13 protein-coding genes are annotated in these 16,485 nt (G+C 70.4%); 4 read left to right on the forward strand and 9 right to left on the reverse strand.

Annotated elements, in window-relative coordinates; translation table 11 throughout:
* A partial coding sequence (locus tag Q0A33_RS05395; protein ID WP_291794203.1) for an AAA family ATPase occupies window positions 1-710 on the forward strand: 710 nt, incomplete at its 5' end.
* Window positions 707-1,561, forward strand: a complete 855-nt coding sequence (locus Q0A33_RS05400) for a hypothetical protein (RefSeq protein WP_291794204.1) — start codon at window positions 707-709, stop codon at window positions 1,559-1,561. The genes Q0A33_RS05395 and Q0A33_RS05400, both read left to right, overlap by 4 nt.
* A gap of 46 nt (window positions 1,562-1,607) precedes the next feature.
* On the opposite strand, the gene Q0A33_RS05405 is transcribed toward Q0A33_RS05400, so the two are convergent.
* Window positions 1,608-3,950 (reverse strand): prolyl oligopeptidase family serine peptidase, encoded by a 2,343-nt coding sequence (locus Q0A33_RS05405; RefSeq protein WP_291794205.1) that lies wholly within the window; start codon window positions 3,948-3,950, stop codon window positions 1,608-1,610.
* 152 nt (window positions 3,951-4,102) lie between these two features.
* Here Q0A33_RS05405 and Q0A33_RS05410 point away from each other — a divergent pair, with 152 nt between their 5' ends.
* Entirely contained in the window at window positions 4,103-4,549 is a 447-nt protein-coding gene (locus tag Q0A33_RS05410; protein WP_291794206.1) for a hypothetical protein, read from the forward strand.
* Window positions 4,550-4,664: 115 nt separating this feature from the next.
* Here Q0A33_RS05410 and Q0A33_RS05415 read toward each other — a convergent pair whose 3' ends face one another.
* From Q0A33_RS05415 to Q0A33_RS05435, 5 genes are all read right to left on the reverse strand, one after another.
* Complete coding sequence (locus Q0A33_RS05415; protein WP_291794208.1) at window positions 4,665-6,164, reverse strand: MFS transporter; 1,500 nt, start codon at window positions 6,162-6,164, stop codon at window positions 4,665-4,667.
* Window positions 6,165-6,314: 150 nt separating this feature from the next.
* Window positions 6,315-7,766 carry an alpha/beta fold hydrolase gene (locus tag Q0A33_RS05420; RefSeq protein WP_291794210.1) on the reverse strand — a complete coding sequence of 484 codons (1,452 nt, stop codon included), beginning with the start codon at window positions 7,764-7,766 and terminating at the stop codon, window positions 6,315-6,317.
* An 83-nt stretch (window positions 7,767-7,849) separates the two neighbouring features.
* Complete coding sequence (locus tag Q0A33_RS05425; RefSeq protein ID WP_291794212.1) at window positions 7,850-8,779, reverse strand: hydrolase; 930 nt, start codon at window positions 8,777-8,779, stop codon at window positions 7,850-7,852.
* Window positions 8,780-8,815: 36 nt separating this feature from the next.
* Window positions 8,816-9,907, reverse strand: coding sequence for a branched-chain amino acid aminotransferase (locus Q0A33_RS05430; protein WP_291794215.1), 1,092 nt, complete (start codon window positions 9,905-9,907; stop codon window positions 8,816-8,818).
* A gap of 149 nt (window positions 9,908-10,056) precedes the next feature.
* A complete protein-coding gene (locus Q0A33_RS05435; protein WP_291794217.1) occupies window positions 10,057-11,097 on the reverse strand; it encodes a 3-isopropylmalate dehydrogenase in 1,041 nt (346 codons plus the stop codon).
* A gap of 123 nt (window positions 11,098-11,220) precedes the next feature.
* On the opposite strand from Q0A33_RS05435, the gene Q0A33_RS05440 reads away from it, so the two are divergent.
* Window positions 11,221-12,078: a CoA ester lyase gene (locus Q0A33_RS05440; protein WP_291794219.1), complete on the forward strand. Its 858-nt coding sequence runs from the start codon at window positions 11,221-11,223 to the stop codon at window positions 12,076-12,078.
* A 20-nt stretch (window positions 12,079-12,098) separates the two neighbouring features.
* Here Q0A33_RS05440 and Q0A33_RS05445 read toward each other — a convergent pair whose 3' ends face one another.
* From Q0A33_RS05445 to serA, 3 genes are all read right to left on the reverse strand, one after another.
* Entirely contained in the window at window positions 12,099-13,088 is a 990-nt protein-coding gene (locus Q0A33_RS05445) for a hypothetical protein (protein ID WP_291794221.1), read from the reverse strand.
* A gap of 364 nt (window positions 13,089-13,452) precedes the next feature.
* On the reverse strand, window positions 13,453-14,772 hold the full coding sequence (locus Q0A33_RS05450) for an Nramp family divalent metal transporter (RefSeq protein ID WP_291794223.1): 1,320 nt from the start codon (window positions 14,770-14,772) through the stop codon (window positions 13,453-13,455).
* 4 nt (window positions 14,773-14,776) lie between these two features.
* Window positions 14,777-16,366, reverse strand: a complete 1,590-nt coding sequence (serA, locus tag Q0A33_RS05455; RefSeq protein ID WP_291794225.1) for a phosphoglycerate dehydrogenase — start codon at window positions 16,364-16,366, stop codon at window positions 14,777-14,779.
* Window positions 16,367-16,485: the final 119 nt, after the last annotated feature.

Here is a 16,485-nt window from a genome sequence, read left to right on the forward strand (position 1 = left end):
GCAGCGTCCGCGTGTTCGGCGAGGCGCCGTTCGAGAACAGGCGCGTGCTCTCCCGCATGTGCTTCGTCCGCGAGGGGCAGAAGTACCCGGAGGACTTCACCCCCGTCCACGCGTTCCGCGCCGCCGCGCTCTTCTTCCCCCACTGGGACCAGGAGTACGCGAAGCGCCTCATCGAGGACTTCCGCCTGCCGGTGAAGACGCGGATCTCCAAGCTCTCACGCGGGCAGCTGTCCGCCGTGGGGGTGATCCTGGGACTCGCCTCGCGTGCGGAGATCACATTCTTCGACGAGCCGTACCTGGGTCTCGACGCCGTGGCCCGGTCGCTCTTCTACGAACGCCTCATGGAGGACTACGCGGAGCACCCGCGCACCGTCGTCCTCTCCTCGCACCTCATCGACGAGATCGCCGACCTCATCGAACGCGTCATCGTCATCGACGACGGCCGGATCCTCGTCGACAGGTCCACGGAGGAGCTCCGCGGCGAGGCGGTCACCCTCACGGGCACCGCCGAGGAGGTCGAGCGGATCGCCGGCGAGCGCGAGGTCCTGCACCGGGAGAGCCTGGGCAGGGTCGCAGCGACGACGGTCCGCGGCACGCTCACGGACGCGGAGACCGCGGAGGCCCGGGCCGCGGGCGTGGAGCTCTCCCCCGTCCCCCTCCAGCAGCTCGTGGTCCGCCTCAGCCGGCAGCACGAGAGGAGCAGGACATGAATCGCTACGGAACGGCGCTCACCTCGGCAGACTTCGCACACGACCCGCCTCGCCCCTCCACACCCGTCCACCGTCCCCGGAAGCAGAGGACCGCCATGCACGGCACCCCAGCACCCCGCGCCGGTACGCACAGCAGCGCATCGGCCGCGCACGCCCCCACCACACTCTCCCGCGTGCTCGGAGTGGTGCGGCTGCAGTACCTCAACAGCTACATCTTCGTCTGGGTCCCGCTCATCGTGCTCAGCGGTGCGATCGTGATCTCACTGGCGGTCTACTGGATGATCGGCTCCGACGAACCGATGTACGGCGGCGGCTCCCAGGCCGCACTCTGGTACTTCCTGGTGGTGGGCGTCCAGGCGATGACCCTGACCTTCCCGTTCTCCCAGGCCATGAGCCTGGCCCGGCGGGAGTTCTTCCTCGGCACGCTGCTCGCCTCCGCACTGGCCGCAGCAGGTCTCGCCGCCGTCTACGTCCTCCTCGGCCTCCTCGAACGCGCCACGGACGGCTACGGGATCAACGGCTACATCGCCTATCTGCCGTGGATCTGGCAGAGCGGCTGGGCCAGCGGCGCCGCTCTCGTCTTCGTCATGGTGATGCTGTTCTTCATCGTCGGCTTCTGGTTCTCCACCCTCTACCGGAGCCTCGGGACGACGGTGCTCACCCTCGTCATCATCGGTCTGGCCCTCTGCCTCCTCGTGGTGGTGTTCGCCATCACCCGCCTGGAGGCATGGCCGGAGGTGGTGAGCTGGGTGGCGCAGCTGGGGCCGCTGAGCGCCGCCGGAGTGCTCGGGCTGCTGGTCGTGGTGCTCGGGGCGGGATCCTGGCTGACGCTGCGGCGGTCGGTGCCGTGACCAGGCGTCACGCGGCGGCCTCGCTCCGCCCTCGGTGGGCAGGCCCTCAGCCCACCTGACCGTCCGCACCCGTGAGCTGCTCCATGAGGAAGCGATAGGACAGCGCGCGGGTGCGGGCGGCCTGCTCGTTGTCCGAGGCGGCGGAGTGGCCGCCCTCCCTGTCCTCGTAGAACCAGACGCCGCCGATCCCCGCATCCTGCATCTTCGCGGCCATCTTCCTCGCCTGCACCGGCCCCACCCTGTCGTCCGAGGTGGCGGTCCAGAACAGCACCGGCGGGTACGCGGCCGTCGGTTCGACGAGGTGGTACGGCGAGAAGGTGCGGATGGACTCCCACTGCTCCGGATCGTCCGGGTCGCCGTACTCCGCGGCCCAGGAGGCACCGGCGGACAGGCGCGTGTAGCGGCGCATGTCCAGCAGCGGCACTCCGCAGGAGACCGCACCGAAGTCCTCCGGGAACTGCGTGAGCATGTTCCCTACGAGCAGTCCGCCGTTGGAGCCCCCGGAGCAGGCGATCCGCTCGCGCGTCGTCACGCCGCGGGCCACGAGGTCCCGTGCCACTGCGACGAAGTCCTCGTAGGCCCGGTGCCGGTTCTCCCGCAGGGCCGCGGCGTGCCAGCCGGGGCCGTACTCCCCGCCGCCGCGGATGTTGGCGAGCACATAGGTGCCGCCCTGCTCCAGCCAGCCCAGGCCCACTGTGGGGGCATATCCGGGAAGGCGGCTGAGCTCGAAGCCGCCGTAGCCGTCGAGCATGACGGGTGCGGCCTCGGGCCCCTCCGCCGAGGCCGGGCTCTCCGGGGTGCCGGAGTCCAGTCCTGCTGTCGGGTCCTCCGCCGAGGCCGGCCCCACCTGGAAGTACGGCACCCGCGTGCCGTCCGCGCTCGTGGCGAAGTGCTGGGTGACCGCGAGACCGCCGGCGTCGAAGAGATGCGGGGCCGTCTTGACCACTGCGGGCGGCTCCCCGTCCGCGGCAGCCGCACCCAGGGTTCCGCGCATCAGGGTGGTGGGGGTGAGGAAGCCGCTCACCGTCATCCAGACGTCGTCGCCGCAGTCCTCGTCATCGGGGTCGACCGCGCCCATGCCCACCGTCAGCAGCGGATCCACACCGGGGACGGCCCCGCCCGGCAGCTCGCCGGGGACGGAGTCCGCACCCTCCGTCAGAAGCGCGCCACGGTCCAGCGTCCGCAGCTCCGAGCGCACGTCGCGCAGGAAGGCGAGCACCAGGTGGTTCCGGGTGAAGGACCAGCCCTGGAGGGAGGCCGCCGGCTGGGCCACGGCCTCGGGCGCGAAGACGATCCGCGGACGGGCACCGGAGCGGTTCTCCCCCGTCTGCTCGGCAGTCCCGGCGCCGGAGGCCTCGGCACCGTGGAGGAACTGCGCACAGGGCGCGACCGCGAGTGCTCCGGCGGGCACCGTGAAGGGCGCACCGTCCGGCCCCGTCCCGCGCCAGTCCGTCCGCGGGCGGAAGAGGAGGAGGTCGCGGTCCACGTCGACGGAGACGTCCGTGGGCACGTCGATGAGGGTCCAGCCCGCGGCGGGGTCGCCGCCGTCCAGGGGCAGGTCGCGGATCCAGGTGCGGGAGTTGAAGAAGTCGAGGGCCTCGGTGACGACGGCGCGCTCGAAGCCCGGCGTGCGGTCCGTCCCGGAGAAGATCGCCAGCGACTCCGCCGGCACCGTGCGGATCTCCTGAGCCTCGGACAGGTCCTGGCCGCGGCGCAGCAGCCGGGCGCTGGCCGGGTAGGTGGAGTCCGTGAGCGTGCCCGGGCCCCAGTCCGTCGCGACGAGGAGGGTGTCGTCGTCCACCCAGCTCGCCTGTGCCTTGGCGGTGGGGAGCACAAAGGCCTTCTCCCCCGCGCCCGCGGTCCCGGCGGCGAGATCCGCCACGAACGCCCTGGCCTCGAGGTCGAACTCGCGCACCGTGTGGGCGTCGCCGCCGTCCGGGGAGAGGAACACGAGCGCCCTGCGGCGGTCCGTGCGGCGGACCCGTGCACCGTGGAAGACCCATTCCGTCCCCTCGGCCGCGGCCAGCGCGTCGAGGTCCAGGAGGATCTCCCACTCCGGGCTCTGCGTCGTGTAGGACTCCCACGTGGTGCGCCGCCAGAGACCCTTGGGGTGCTCACGGTCGCGCCAGAAGTTGTAGTAGAAGTCGCCCAGCTTGCTCACGCCGGGGATGCGGTCCTCGGAGTCGAGGGCGCTGCGGATGGCACCGACCATGTCCTCGTACGCGGGATCCGCAAAGCGCGCCAGCGTGCGGGCGTTCTGTGCTTCCACCCACGCGAGCGCGTCCTCGCCCTCGATCTCCTCGAGCCAGAGATAGGGATCGTGGGGCAGGGTGTCCTCCTGCTCAGCGGCCTGCGTGGTCTTCGTCGTCTGGGAGGGTCCGCTCGTCATACGGTCACCCTATCGACTGCGGCCCGCAGGCGTAGGGGCTTCCCCGCATACCAGGACTCCCCATGCGCAGGGACTCCACACATGCAAGGTCCCGTGCAAGCAGGGATGCTGCATGCGCAGAGCCGTCTGCAGCGCAGAACCTCCACTAGCGTATGGGGCATGACACTCCCGGTCGACCAGGCGCTGCGCACGCTGCAGACGCACGGCAGGATCGAGCTGCGCGGAAGCGACAGCAGCAGTACCAGGAGACGGAGAACAGTCCCGTCGTCATCGACGGGCGGGGGCTCACACTGCGCGGCGTGGGCCCGCTGCCGTGGCAGGACCTGGGTCCGGCGGAGAATCGGCTGGTCATGCTCCCCAGCAGCGGCAGCCATACGCTCCGGGCCGTCATGATGCTCACGCCCTCGGGCCTGCACAACGTCAACACGAGGATGCCGCTGCACCTGCGCCCGCTGCTCTCCCCCGCTGTGCGGAGATTCGGCCGGGGTCAGCAGCACTCCTGGGTCTTCGTGCCGGGAGTGCAGGACATGAGCACCCGGGAGGTCATCGAACTCCTCAACCGCGCACGGACCCTCATGGGCGCGTGGCCGCAGCGCTGAGACAGCGGGCTTTGCAGAACTGTATAAAGGCTATAAAGGAGGAGGCCCCAATATAAAAGAATATAAAAGCCTCCCGCCTCCGCACGAACGGTCCCTGACGCGGGCGGGCTGTCGCTCAGTCCAGCTCGCGGCCCGTCGTGTCGTGGGTGAGGAAGGCCATGACGAGCATCGCGACGACCACGAGCGCGCCCGTGCAGACGAAGGTCCACGTGAGTCCCAGCACCGGCCACATGAAGGAGCCGAACACCAGCGGAGCCACACCCGTCGCCACGCGAGAGGCGCTCGAGGCCCAGCCGAACCCGGAGGCGCGCAGATGCGTGGGATACAGCTCCGAGACGTAGGTGTAGAGCGTCGGCACGGAGATCTGGATGAGGAAGCCGAACGCGAGGATGAGCACCTGTGCACTCGTCACCAGCTCAGCACCGGAGTTGCCCAGCACCCAGGCGAAGCCCACGAGCGCCGCCGAGGCCGCGATGGCGGATGCGCCCAGCAGCCAGCGGCGCCCCAGCACCTCCACGAGCAGCGCGGAGGCGAGGACGCCGAGGATCCCGATCCCCGTCATCTGCCCCGTCACCAGGAAGGCCGCCTGATCGTCGAGCCCCTGCCTGCGCAGGATTCCCGGCAGCCACGTGAGTGCGGCGTAGTAGAGCAGCAGCACGGAGACGAACAGCAGCCACGCGGTGAGGGTGATCTTCCACGACCACCGCCACAGCCCGGCGATCTGGCCCGTGGCCGCCGCGAGCTGCGAGCGCCAGCCGCCGCCGGCTGAGGCACCGCCGGCGCCGGCACCTCCCGCCCCAGCTCCGACCGCGCCACCCGCGCGCGCCGGGGAGGCGACCTCGGCGCGGCGCCAGGCGGTCACCTCGGCCCCGGTCCTGGCGACCAGCCGTGAGACGATCGCGTCCGCCTCCTCATGCCTGCCCGCACTCGCCAGGTACATGGGCGACTCCGGCACGAAGAGGCGGATGGCGAACACCAGCAGCGCCGGGACGATCATCACCAGCATGAGCGCACGCCAGTCGAAGAACTGGATGAGCCAGGCCGAGGTGAGCGCGCAGAGCGTGGCACCCACCGGCCACCAGCCGTCGAGCGCCGTGAGGACGCGGCCGCGGTGCTTCGCCGGTGAGAACTCCCCCACGAGGGCGTAGTCGACGGGAATGCAGCCGCCCAGTCCGAATCCGGCGAGGAAGCGGAACGCGCAGAACAGCACGAGGTCCGGGCTGAAGGCTCCTGCCGCGGTGAAGACCGTGAACGTGAGGAGGGTGAGGGTGAACGCGGACTTGCGTCCGATCCGGTCCGCGATCCCGCCCCACACGAACGCACCCACGGCCATGCCGATGAGGTTCACCGTGGCGATCCACGCCGCCTGGCCCACCGTGAGGTCCCAGTGGTCGCTCAGCAGGGGGATGAGGAAGCCGTTGAGCGCCACGTCCCAGGCGTCGAACATGAAGCCGAGGCCGCCGACGAGGAAGATGGCTCCCTGCACGCGCCAGCGCCACGGCAGATGCGCGATGACGTCCGCGGTGGTCGGCAGGGTGGCGGACGAGGTCGCCGGGGACGCCGGCGTGGCGGGTCGAGTGGCGCTGGAGGGCGTGGCGCCGGAGTGCTCAGGCATGAGCAGAAGAGTACCGCCAGTCACACTCCCGGACGGCACCGGCGGTCACACAGCGGCGAAGGCGCTATGGCCGTCTGCCGCGCGGACATCTGGTCTTTCCGCCGCTCGCGCGGGTGCGCAGCCTCGGAACCGGCAGACGGGGGTGGTGTGCTATCGCCGCTCGCGCGGGAGCAGGCGATCCAGGGCGAGGGTGAGGGCGATGATCGGCCCCACCGCCGCGCTCGGACCGCCACCGGAGCCGAGGCAGTGGAGCCGGCGTCTGCACGGCTCGCCCGGTTCCGCCGTCCCGATCTCGCCCGGCTTCCCGTCCGCGCCGGCCACCAGCGCCTCCAGCAGAGCGGCGTGATGTGTGTCGAGGGCGCTGTGGCCGTGGTCCGGGACGGCGACGAGCACTCCCTCCGGCACGAGGGCGGTGATGCGTTCGGCCACCGGCCGCGGTGTGCGGAGGTCCCGGTCGCCGGAGAGCACTGTGACCGGTATGCGCATGCGGGGCAGGACGGCCTCGAGGTCGACGGGCTCCCCGGCGAACGGGGAGAACTGCCGGGCGACCTCGGCGAAGTCCTCGCTGCGGGCGAAGAGGCGACGGGGTCCGGCGAGGGCGACGGACTCGGTGCCGGAGGCCGGGCCATCCCCTGCGGCGGTGCGGGTTGCCTCCGTGCCCTCCGCCTCGGCGCCGACCGCTGCAGTGCCCGGCCTCCGGCCCGTCCCGCCGTAGTCCAGTTCACGGAAGGCGATCTCACCTGTGCGGTCGAACTCCATGTAGTACGGCACAGGTGTGCCCGTATCACCTCCGCCCATGGCGGCCAGCAGCCTGCGGACCAGTCGTGAGGCACCCACCTTCCTCTGATTGAGGAAGGCGTCGAGCACCTCGGGCCCGCCGAACTCGTAGACGATCCGCACCGCCCTGCCCAGCGCGGCCAGCTCACCCGGCTTCTCGCTCCCGTAGGCCTCGGCGGCCAGGTCCCTGACCTTGTGCGCGAGACGCCGATGTTCGTCGTCTCCCGCCGTCCCGTCGTAGAGCAGCGCGGTCGCCCATTCCTCCTCTGCACCGTTGCCCGCCTTCAGCATGGGCGAGTCGAGCACGAGACCGGCGGTGAGCTCCGGGTGCGCGTGGGCGAATGCCTGGGCCACGTACGTGCCGTAGGAGGATCCGACCACCAGTGCACGCCCGATGCCCTCCGCCTCCAGCACTGCACGGAGGTCGTCCACGACGGCGGTGATCCGCATGGACTCGAGAGGCAGGTCCTCGCCGTCAGGCATGCGCCGCGAGAGACCCACCCCGCGGTGCTCGACCATGAGCACGTCGAGACCGCGCTGTGCCGCCTGTGCCCGGAGAGCCGTATAGGGAACGGCCGAGGCCAGCCCCGGCCCGCCGGGGACGATCACCACCGGCGGACGTCCGGGCACGGGGGCCGCCGGCCGTGTGCGCACATACGCGAGGGAGAACACGGGTCCGGCCGATGCAGCGGAATCTGCTCCGGATGGTCCCGCGCCCCTGCCGGCACGCAGACCGGCATCCTCGTCCGTGGGCTCCGCGTCTCCTGCCCGTCCCGCATGGACCGGCCGGTCGAGGCGGCGCAGACCCGGTGTGTTCTCCGCCATCCGGCGCATCTTCCGCCCGCGACGGGAGGCGAACGGGCGCCCTCGATGCTCCTCTGTCACAGAACTTCCGCCTGTCTCGCTGCTCATGTCAGGTCGTCGTGCTCTCCGGAGACCCACTCGGCATAGCGCCGCGCGGACTCCTCGATCGCGCGGCTCCCGCCGCTGGTCAGTCTCTGTCCGAAGTTGCCGTAGATGCGCTCGACCTCCACGTCGTCCACCGCCGCCGCGATCCGCCTCACCACGGCCCCGGAGAGCGGGAGGTAGTTGGGGAAGGAGCGCATGAAGGTCACCCAGCCGGTCCTGGCGACCGGGGAGATCGTGTCGCCGCCCAGCATGACGAGGGCCTCGTCCGCCGGCGATCGCCAGAGCGCCACCGAGCTGCCGGGGAAGTGCCCGCCCACCTGGCGCACCCGCACACCGGCCAGCGGCGCGATCTCCTCGTCGAAGAGCTCGATCGCGGCGCCGCGGCGCTGCACCCACTCCGCATCCCTGCGGGCCACGAACACGGGCGCATGGTCGAAGGCCGCGCTCCACTCCAGCTGCAGGCCGTACACGTGGGGATGGCTGGCGACGATCGCCGCCGCTCCCCCGCGTGCGGCCACGGCCTCCACCGCCGCATCGTCGATGTACGGCGGCACGTCGAAGAGGAGACCCCCTGTGCCGCCGGCCGGGCACTGCGCCAGATAGCAGGTCTGCCCGATCCCGGTCTTCGGCGAGGTGCGCAGGGAGAACAGCCCGGGCTCGGCCTCGGCGACGGAGACCGCCCGACCCGAGGCCTCGAGCAGGTTCCGGCTCGTCCACTCCTGACCGCCGGCCGGGACGAACTGGCGCTCGTCCGCGCAGATGGGGCAGACGGGGAGCTGCGGGACAGCGGTGCCGTCACCGTCTGCCGTCCCCTCCGCAGCACCCCCGCGCACATCCGGGAACTGCCCCGAAACGGCCTGCGCCGCCTGGGCGGCAGTGACCAGATCGGTCTCCACCCCACAGGCGGCGCAGGCGGCGATGTCGCGCATGGGCGTCACTCACGCGTCCCGACGGCGGGCAGAGCCTCAGGCAAGGCGGACCATCCAGCCCTCGGGGGCCTCGGCGCGGCCGTACTGGATGTCCAGCAGCGGCTTGCGCAGCTTCATGGTGATCTCGCCGGGCTCGTCGCCGTGGTCCACGGTGAAGTCCTCGGACACGAGAGCGCCGATCGGCGTGATGACGGCTGCGGTGCCGCAGGCGAAGGCCTCGACGATCGTGCCGTCGGCCACGCCGGTGCGCCACTCCTCCACCGTCACCGGGCGCTCCTCCGGGGTGAGACCCAGCGAGGGGGCGAGGTCGAGCAGCGAACGGCGGGTGACGCCGTCGAGGATCGTCTCCGAGACCTCCGGTGTGATGAGCCGTCCGTCGCTCGTGACGAGCATGAGGTTCATGCCGCCCAGCTCCTCCAGGTGCGTGCCGTCCACGGCGTCCGTGAACATCACCTGCTGGCAGCCCTTCTGACCGGCCTCGATCATCGCCTCCGTGGAAGCGGCGTAGTTGCCGCCGCACTTGGCGAAGCCGGTGCCGCCGCGCCCGGCGCGCTTGAGGTTCTGGGACAGCCAGATGCTCACCGGCTTCACACCGCCGGAGAAGTAGGCTCCGGCGGGTGAGGCGATGACGTAGTAGTCGGCCTGCTGGGTGGGGCGCAGGCCCAGGAAGCGCTCCGCGGAGATGGTGAACGGACGCAGGTACAGGCTCACCTCATCCTGCTCGTCCTTGGGCGTGGGGACCCAGGAGCTGTCGGCCTGCACGAGCACGCGCAGCGACTCGATGAAGTCCTCCTCGACCATCTGCGGCAGCGCCAGGCGGCCGGCGGACCTGTTGAGGCGTGCGGCGTTCTTCTCAGGCCGGAAGGTCCACACGGAGCCGTCGGCGTGACGGTAGGCCTTCATGCCTTCGAAGATCTCCTGCGCGTAGTGCAGGACGGCGGCGGCGGGGTCCAGGGTGAGCGGGCCGTAGGGGATCAGCTCGTGGCCGTGCCAGCCCTGCTCCGTCGTGAAGCGGATGTGGGCCATGTGATCGGTGAACTGGGTGCCGAAGGCAGGAGCGGCAAGAATCGCCTCCCGCACCGCGTCCGACTGCGGCTGGGGGTTCTTCTTGAGCGCGAATTCCGACATGTGGATTCTTCTCTCTTCTGTGAGCAGAACTGTGCTAAGGCACACACTAGCGCAGGTCCGCGGACCACAGATCAGGGGGTGCGGCCACGGCACCGCACACTGTGCGGTGCCGTGGCCCGTGGAGGATGCGAAGGCCCGGGAGGCGGGCCTCAGCCCAGCCGGGCGGCGATGGCGTCGCCCACCTGCGCCGTGCTGCGGGGGGTGTCGCCGCGCTCGGCGAGGTCCGCCTCGACCGCGGCCTGGATGGCGGAGGCCACCTGGGTCAGACCCAGGTGCTCGGCCATGAGGACGCCGGAGAGGATCGAGGCCGTGGGGTCCGCGATCTGCTGACCCGCGATGTCCGGCGCAGAGCCGTGGATGGGCTCGAAGAGGCTGGGAGCCGTGCCCGCGACGTTGATGTTGCCGCTGGCGGCCAGGCCGATCCCGCCGGTGACGGCGGCGGCGAGGTCCGTGACGATGTCGCCGAACAGGTTGTCGGTGACGATGACGTCGTACTGACCCGGGTCCTGGACCAGATAGATCATCGACGCGTCCGTGTGCTGGTAGTTGACGGCGACCTCGGGGAACTCCGCGGCCACGGCCTCCACCGTGCGGCGCCAGAGGTGGCCTGCATGGACCATGACGTTGTGCTTGTGCAGGAAGGTGAGCTTCTTCCGCCGCGACTGCGCCTTCTCGAAGGCGTAGCGGACCGTGCGCTCCACGCCGTACCGGGTGTTGAGGGAGACCTCGGTGGCGACTTCCGCGGGGGTGTCCTGACGGAGCACGCCGCCCTGGCCGGTGTAGGCGCCCTCCGTGCCCTCGCGCACCACCACGAAGTCGATCTCGCCGGGATCCGCCAGCGGTGAGGTGATGCCGGGGAAGAGCTTGGACGGCCGCAGGTTGACCGCGTGGTCGAACCCGAATCGCATCTTGAGGATGATGCCGCGCTCCAGCACGCCGGACGGCGTGGTGGGATCGCCGCAGGCGCCGAAGAAGATCGCGTCGAACGCACGCAGACGCTCCATCTCCGCATCCGTGAGGGTCTCCCCGGTCTCGTGCCAGCGGCGCGCGCTCGCCTCGAAGTGCTCGGTCTCGAGGACCGCATCCGTGCCGGTCACCTCGATTGCGCGCTGCAGGACCTTGAGGCCTTCGGGAACAACTTCGGTGCCGATGCCGTCGCCGGGCATCACTGCGATCTTGAACGTCGTCATGCCTCCGATGCTAAGCATGGGGTCTCAGCATTCGTCACCCTTGTTCGCGATATGGGACACGTGACGGCTCGCATACCTCTCACGGCTGGTCCACGGAGCGGAATGATCCCTAGACTTGGGCATATGCCGACTCCCACCATCCGCAACGCCCGTGCCGCCGCCCTCCCCGCCAAGCTCTCCCGCTCCTGGCTGCTCGTGAATGCCTCCCGCAGCGATCTCTTCGAGGACGCCCAGCGGTCCGAGGCGGATTCCGTCATCTTCGACATGGAGGCCGCCGTTCCCCAGGAGCGCAAGGACGACGCTCGGACCAACGTCGTCGCCGCCCTCGACGGCAGCTCGGGGATGACGGCGTGGGTGCGCGTGAACGGCACGGAGACCTCGGAGTGGGAGACGGACCTCGCCGCGCTGAATGGGCTCCCCGGACTCCGCGGGATCATGCTGCCCAACACGGAGCGGCCCGATCAGGTGACCTGGACGGCGATGAAGGCGGGCGCGGGCGTGCCGGTGCTCGCACTCATCGAGACCGCCGTCGGCATGGAGAACGCCACCCGCGTCGCCGAGGCCCCGGGCACCTTCCGCCTGGCGCTCGGCACGAACGACTTCCGGAAGGACACGGGCGTCGCGGACGACCCCATCGCCCTGGCCTATGCGCGCTCGCGCCTCGTCATCGCCTCTCGCGTGGGCGGCCTGCCGGGTGCCATCGACGGCCCCTCCCCCGCGGGGGCGGACAGGGAGCGGGTGCTCGAGGACTGCGCCTGGACGATGAAGATGGGCATGGCGGGCAAGCTCTCGCTGCGCCCGGAGATGACTCCCGTCATCAACGAGGCGCTCGCCCCGTCCGAGGACGACCGGAAGTGGGCGCGCGAGCTGCTCAAGGACGCGGAGACCGGTGAGATCACGGACGGCTCCTACCTGCCCCGTCTGGCGCGCGCGAAGAAGATCGCCGCGCTCTCCGACTCCTACGGCCTCTGGAACGCCTGAGCCTCCCTGCCACCCGTGTCTCACTTCACATCGCTTTTCCCGCGATTCTTCGACGTGAAGTGAGACATGGGTGATCGCCTGTGGAGCATGGAACGCAGGTCTGCGAACAGCGCGGACCTGTGGGTGCGGCGCGTGACCCGGAGGTACTCCCAGCCTGCAGCGCGGAAGTCCGCTTCCCGCCGGATGTCGTGTTCCCACTGCTGCGGATCCGTGCGGTGGTGGTCGCCCTCGTACTCCAGCGCGATCTGCGCCCTGCGGTAGGAGAGGTCCGCGTGGTAGGCCATGCCGTTCGCCCTCACCTCCGCATTCACCTCCGGCTCCGGCAGCCCGGCTGCGACGATCTCGAGCCTGAGCCGGGTCTCCTGCGGCGATGCGACCCCGTCCCGTGCCCGGCGGAGGGCTCTGCTGAGCCGCCGGCATCCTGGAAAGCGCGACCACTCCGCAGCCGCAGCCTCAAGCTCTGCGGCGGTGCTCACCGCAGCTCCGTGCCAGGGCCCGCAGAGGCCCTCGAGAAGAGTCAGGAGCTCCTCGTCCGTGAGAAGCGCGCACATCTGACGCAGCGCCTCCGGTGCCTCCACGAGGCTGACGCCCCACTCCGTGCAGGTCTCCGTCTCCTTGGGCCGATGTCCGATGCACCCCTCACGCCTCACGTGTGAGACAGGGCTCGTGACGTGCAGGAGAGGCTCCGCGGTGAAGCGGCGGGGCAGCACCCAGCCTCGAAGTTCCGCCGCAGAGGAGTGGGAGACCACGGCTTCCGGCATGCGCAGCTGCAGCGCCTCCGCCCTCTCCCGGACACTGAGCCACCGTTCGTCCGCCCAGGAGGGGACGTGGAGGGTCCGCGTGCGCTCCGGATGCCGGCGGACCCCGCGGATGACCGCCTCGAGACCCCGCGCATTCGAGAGCTGATAGGGAGGCAGCCCGTACTCCGCCAGGTTCCCGGCGTGGAGGAGCACCGGTGCCTGCACCCAGCGAGTGCGCTGAGTCTGCGTGCGCAGCAGAGGAGCAGGCACGGCGGGAGGCGCAGGCGCGGGGGCAGCGGGCGCAGGCGCAAGGATGGCAGGCGCGGAAGCAACAGCGGACTCAGCGGTTGAGGCTGCGCTCCCGGACGACGGAGAGGAACGGCCCATTCCCGGACGGTAGACCGAATCCGTCCGGAGCAGAGGCGGGCCTGCGAATATGTGGATACCACGGGAAGCGATACACAGGCGGAGGAACGCACCCCGGCAGCTCCCTGCTGCCCATGTCTCACTTCACGTCGAAGATTCACGGAAATAGCGACGTGAAGTGAGACATGGGCGGGAGGCCGCTGCACAGCGGCTGCGCGCGAGCGGCACGCGCAGCGCAGCGGCCGTGCGCGCGAGGTGCCGCGCGCCGCTAGCCCACCAGTTCGCTCACCGTCTCCACGATCTGGACTCCGGCGAGGAAGGTGAAGAGCAGCAGGCAGAGGACCAGCATCGCATTCGACAGCGGTCCACTGCGCAGCTGCGCGTCCATGCTCTTCCGATTCAGGAGGATGAGCAGCAGGATCGCGAGCACGGGCAGGATGAGAGAGCTGATCGAGGCGTAGATCAGCACCAGGCTCACCGGCTTGTCCGTGCCCATGAACAGGAGGGTGCCGAACGTCAGCCAGGCGAGCGCGATCCGGAACTCCGGTCCGTTCGCCCGCATGTCCGCGCTCGGCGCGTCCTGGCGGGGGTAGGTGCGGATGACGCGGAGGCAGTCGCCCGTGACGTAGGCGATGCCCTGGAAGCCGCCCAGCAGGCTGGAGTACGTGACGGCGAAGAACGAGAGCAGGAAGAGCACGTGCACGAAGCCGCCCAGCTGCTCGCCCAGCAGGGTGCCGATGTCGAACACCGCCTCGTTGCTCTCGATGGTGTGCCCCTGGCCGAACAGCCAGAAGGCGCCCACCGCGGTCATGGCGATCGCGAAGATCGCCACCAGGGAGTAGCTGAAGCCGAGGTCCGTGCGGATGACGCTCTTCCACGCCGGACCGCGCCAGCGCTTCTCCCGCACGAAGTAGGTGTAGGCCATGATCCCCGTCGCGCCGCCCACGCCGCCGATCAGCGAGAGCACGGTGATGAGGGATCCCTGCGGGAAGATCGGGACGACGGTCTCCACCGCAGTCTGCTGCGCGTCCGGGTCCACTGCGGAGCCCACCGCCATGAAGACGATTCCGAAGAACATGAGGATGGCGAAGCCCACCATCGCCTTCTCCACGATGCCGTACCTGCCCACGAGCAGCAGCACCACGGCGGAGCCCAGCACCACCACGAAGGTGGGCCAGAACGGCAGCCCGGGGAAGATCGCCTGGACGATGCGCGTGGTGATCGAGGCGACGCCCGCTCCGAAGAACAGGCCCACCATCACCTCCGCGATGAGGAGCACGACGGGGAAGAGGCGGCCGCCCACGTCCGTGGCGTGGGAGAGGAACGAGCGGTCGGCGCTCAGCTGCAGCCGGGCGATCGCCTCGGAGAGCGCGTACTTGAGCAGCAGACCCACGACGAACACCCAGATGAGCGCGAGGCCGTACTCGGCACCCGAGTTGAGCGTCGTGACCATGTCCGAGGCGCCCACGCTCGCGAGCGCCAGCACGATCCCCGGACCCAGCATCCGCAGATGGCCGCGCCTGCTCGCCGGCGGCCGCGGCTCGGTGACGCTCGTGCCCGCACCGGCCTCGGGCCTCTCCCCCGCCATCGGCTCAGTCCTCCGTGAGGTTGACGGCGGCCACGTGCGAGGCGTCGGCGGCAGCGGCCACGGTCTGGACGACCTCGGCCGTCACCGCGGAGTCCACCGCGAGCACGGACAGCGCCTCGCCGCCCTCGCCCGCACGCGAGACCTGCATGCCGGCGATGTTGATCTGGTTGCGGCCCAGGGCCTGGCCGAACACGCCGATCACGCCGGGACGGTCCACGTACTGGAAGATCAGCAGGTGGTCCGTGAGGGGGATCTCGAGCTCGAAGCCGTTGACCTCGATGAGCTTCTGGATCTGCTTGGGGCCCGTGAGCGTGCCGGAGACGGACACCCGCGCACCGGTCGAGGTCGATGCGGTGAGTGTGATGACGTTGCGGAAGCCGTCGGCCTGCTCGGAGGTGACGAGTTCTGCGGTGATGCCGCGCTCCTCGGCCAGCACCGGGGCGTTGACGTAGGACACCGGCGTGGAGACGTGGTCGCGGAAAAGCCCCTTGAGCGCGGAGAGCTTGAGCGCGGCGACGTCCTTGGACGCGATCTCGCCCTTGACCGCCACCTCGAGGTGGGTGACGGAGTCCGCGAGCGCGCCCACGATGCGGCCGAGGCGCTCCACCATCGGGATGCCCGGGCGCACGTCCTCGTCGATGCGGCCGCCGGCCACGTTCACGGCGTCCGGCACGAGCTCGCCGGCGAGCGCCAGGCGGACGGACTTCGCGACGGCGATGCCGGCCTTCTCCTGCGCCTCGTCCGTCGACGCGCCCAGGTGCGGAGTGACGTTGACGGCGTCGAGCTCCATGAGCGGGCCGTGCTCCGGCGGCTCCTGGCTCCACACGTCGATGCCCGCGCCGCCCACGCGGCCGGAGGCCACGGCCTCGGCGAGCGCGTCCTCGTCGATGATGCCGCCGCGCGCCACGTTCACCACGCGCACGCCCGGCTTCATCTTCGCGAACTGCTCCGCACCGATCATGCCCACCGTCTCCGGGGTCTTGGGCATGTGGACCGTGAGGAAGTCCGCGGTCTCCACCAGCTCGTCGAGGCTCAGCACCGTCACGCCCATCTGCGCGGCGCGGGAGGCGGAGATGTAGGGGTCGTAGCCCACGATCCTCATGCCGAAGGACTTGGCGCGCTCCGCCACGAGCCCGCCGATCCGGCCGAGGCCGATGATGCCCAGGGTCTTCTCGTAGAGCTCCACACCGGTGAGGCGCTTGCGCTCCCAGCGGCCGTCCTTGAGCGAGGAGTTCCCCGTTCCCAGGAAGCGGGCCGATGCCAGCAGGTGGGCCATCGTGAGCTCCGCGGCGGAGATGATGTTGGACGTGGGCGCATTCACGACCATGACGCCGGCCTTCGTCGCGGCGGAGACGTCCACGTTGTCCAGGCCCACACCGGCACGGGCGACGATCTTGAGCGCGGGTGCGGCGGCGATGGCCTCCGCATCGATCTGGGTGGCGGAGCGGACCAGCACGGCGTCCGCGTCCGCGAGTGCGGCGATGAGCGCGGGACGGTCCGTCCCGTCGACCTGGCGCACATCGAAGTCCGGACCCAGCGCCTCCACGGTGGCCGGAGAGAGGTTCTCAGCGAGAATCACAACGGGTTTGGGCACAGTTCTCCTCCTCAAGGAGCGTCGATGCGGAATCCCCCAAGCCTACGGTGCCGCCCGCGGCCGGCGGTGGAGGGGATCACATCGTGAGCCGGATCATCGTCCCGGGGGATGATGACCGG

Origin of the sequence: Brevibacterium sp. (assembly GCF_022712115.1) — a bacterium.
In the GTDB taxonomy this organism is placed as follows: Bacteria; Actinomycetota; Actinomycetes; order Actinomycetales; family Brevibacteriaceae; genus Brevibacterium; species Brevibacterium salitolerans.

Bases quoted from the DNA above. Each gene is read 5' to 3' on its own strand.
- Q0A33_RS05400 (WP_291794204.1), top strand. From the start codon at position 707: ATGAATCGCTACGGAACGGCGCTCACCTCGGCAGACTTCGCACACGAC.
- Q0A33_RS05405 (WP_291794205.1), bottom strand. From the start codon at position 3,950: ATGACGAGCGGACCCTCCCAGACGACGAAGACCACGCAGGCCGCTGAG.
- Q0A33_RS05410 (WP_291794206.1), top strand. From the start codon at position 4,103: ATGGGGCATGACACTCCCGGTCGACCAGGCGCTGCGCACGCTGCAGAC.
- Q0A33_RS05415 (WP_291794208.1), bottom strand. From the start codon at position 6,164: ATGCCTGAGCACTCCGGCGCCACGCCCTCCAGCGCCACTCGACCCGCC.
- Q0A33_RS05420 (WP_291794210.1), bottom strand. From the start codon at position 7,766: ATGGCGGAGAACACACCGGGTCTGCGCCGCCTCGACCGGCCGGTCCAT.
- Q0A33_RS05425 (WP_291794212.1), bottom strand. From the start codon at position 8,779: ATGCGCGACATCGCCGCCTGCGCCGCCTGTGGGGTGGAGACCGATCTG.
- Q0A33_RS05430 (WP_291794215.1), bottom strand. From the start codon at position 9,907: ATGTCGGAATTCGCGCTCAAGAAGAACCCCCAGCCGCAGTCGGACGCG.
- Q0A33_RS05435 (WP_291794217.1), bottom strand. From the start codon at position 11,097: ATGACGACGTTCAAGATCGCAGTGATGCCCGGCGACGGCATCGGCACC.
- Q0A33_RS05440 (WP_291794219.1), top strand. From the start codon at position 11,221: ATGCCGACTCCCACCATCCGCAACGCCCGTGCCGCCGCCCTCCCCGCC.
- Q0A33_RS05450 (WP_291794223.1), bottom strand. From the start codon at position 14,772: ATGGCGGGGGAGAGGCCCGAGGCCGGTGCGGGCACGAGCGTCACCGAG.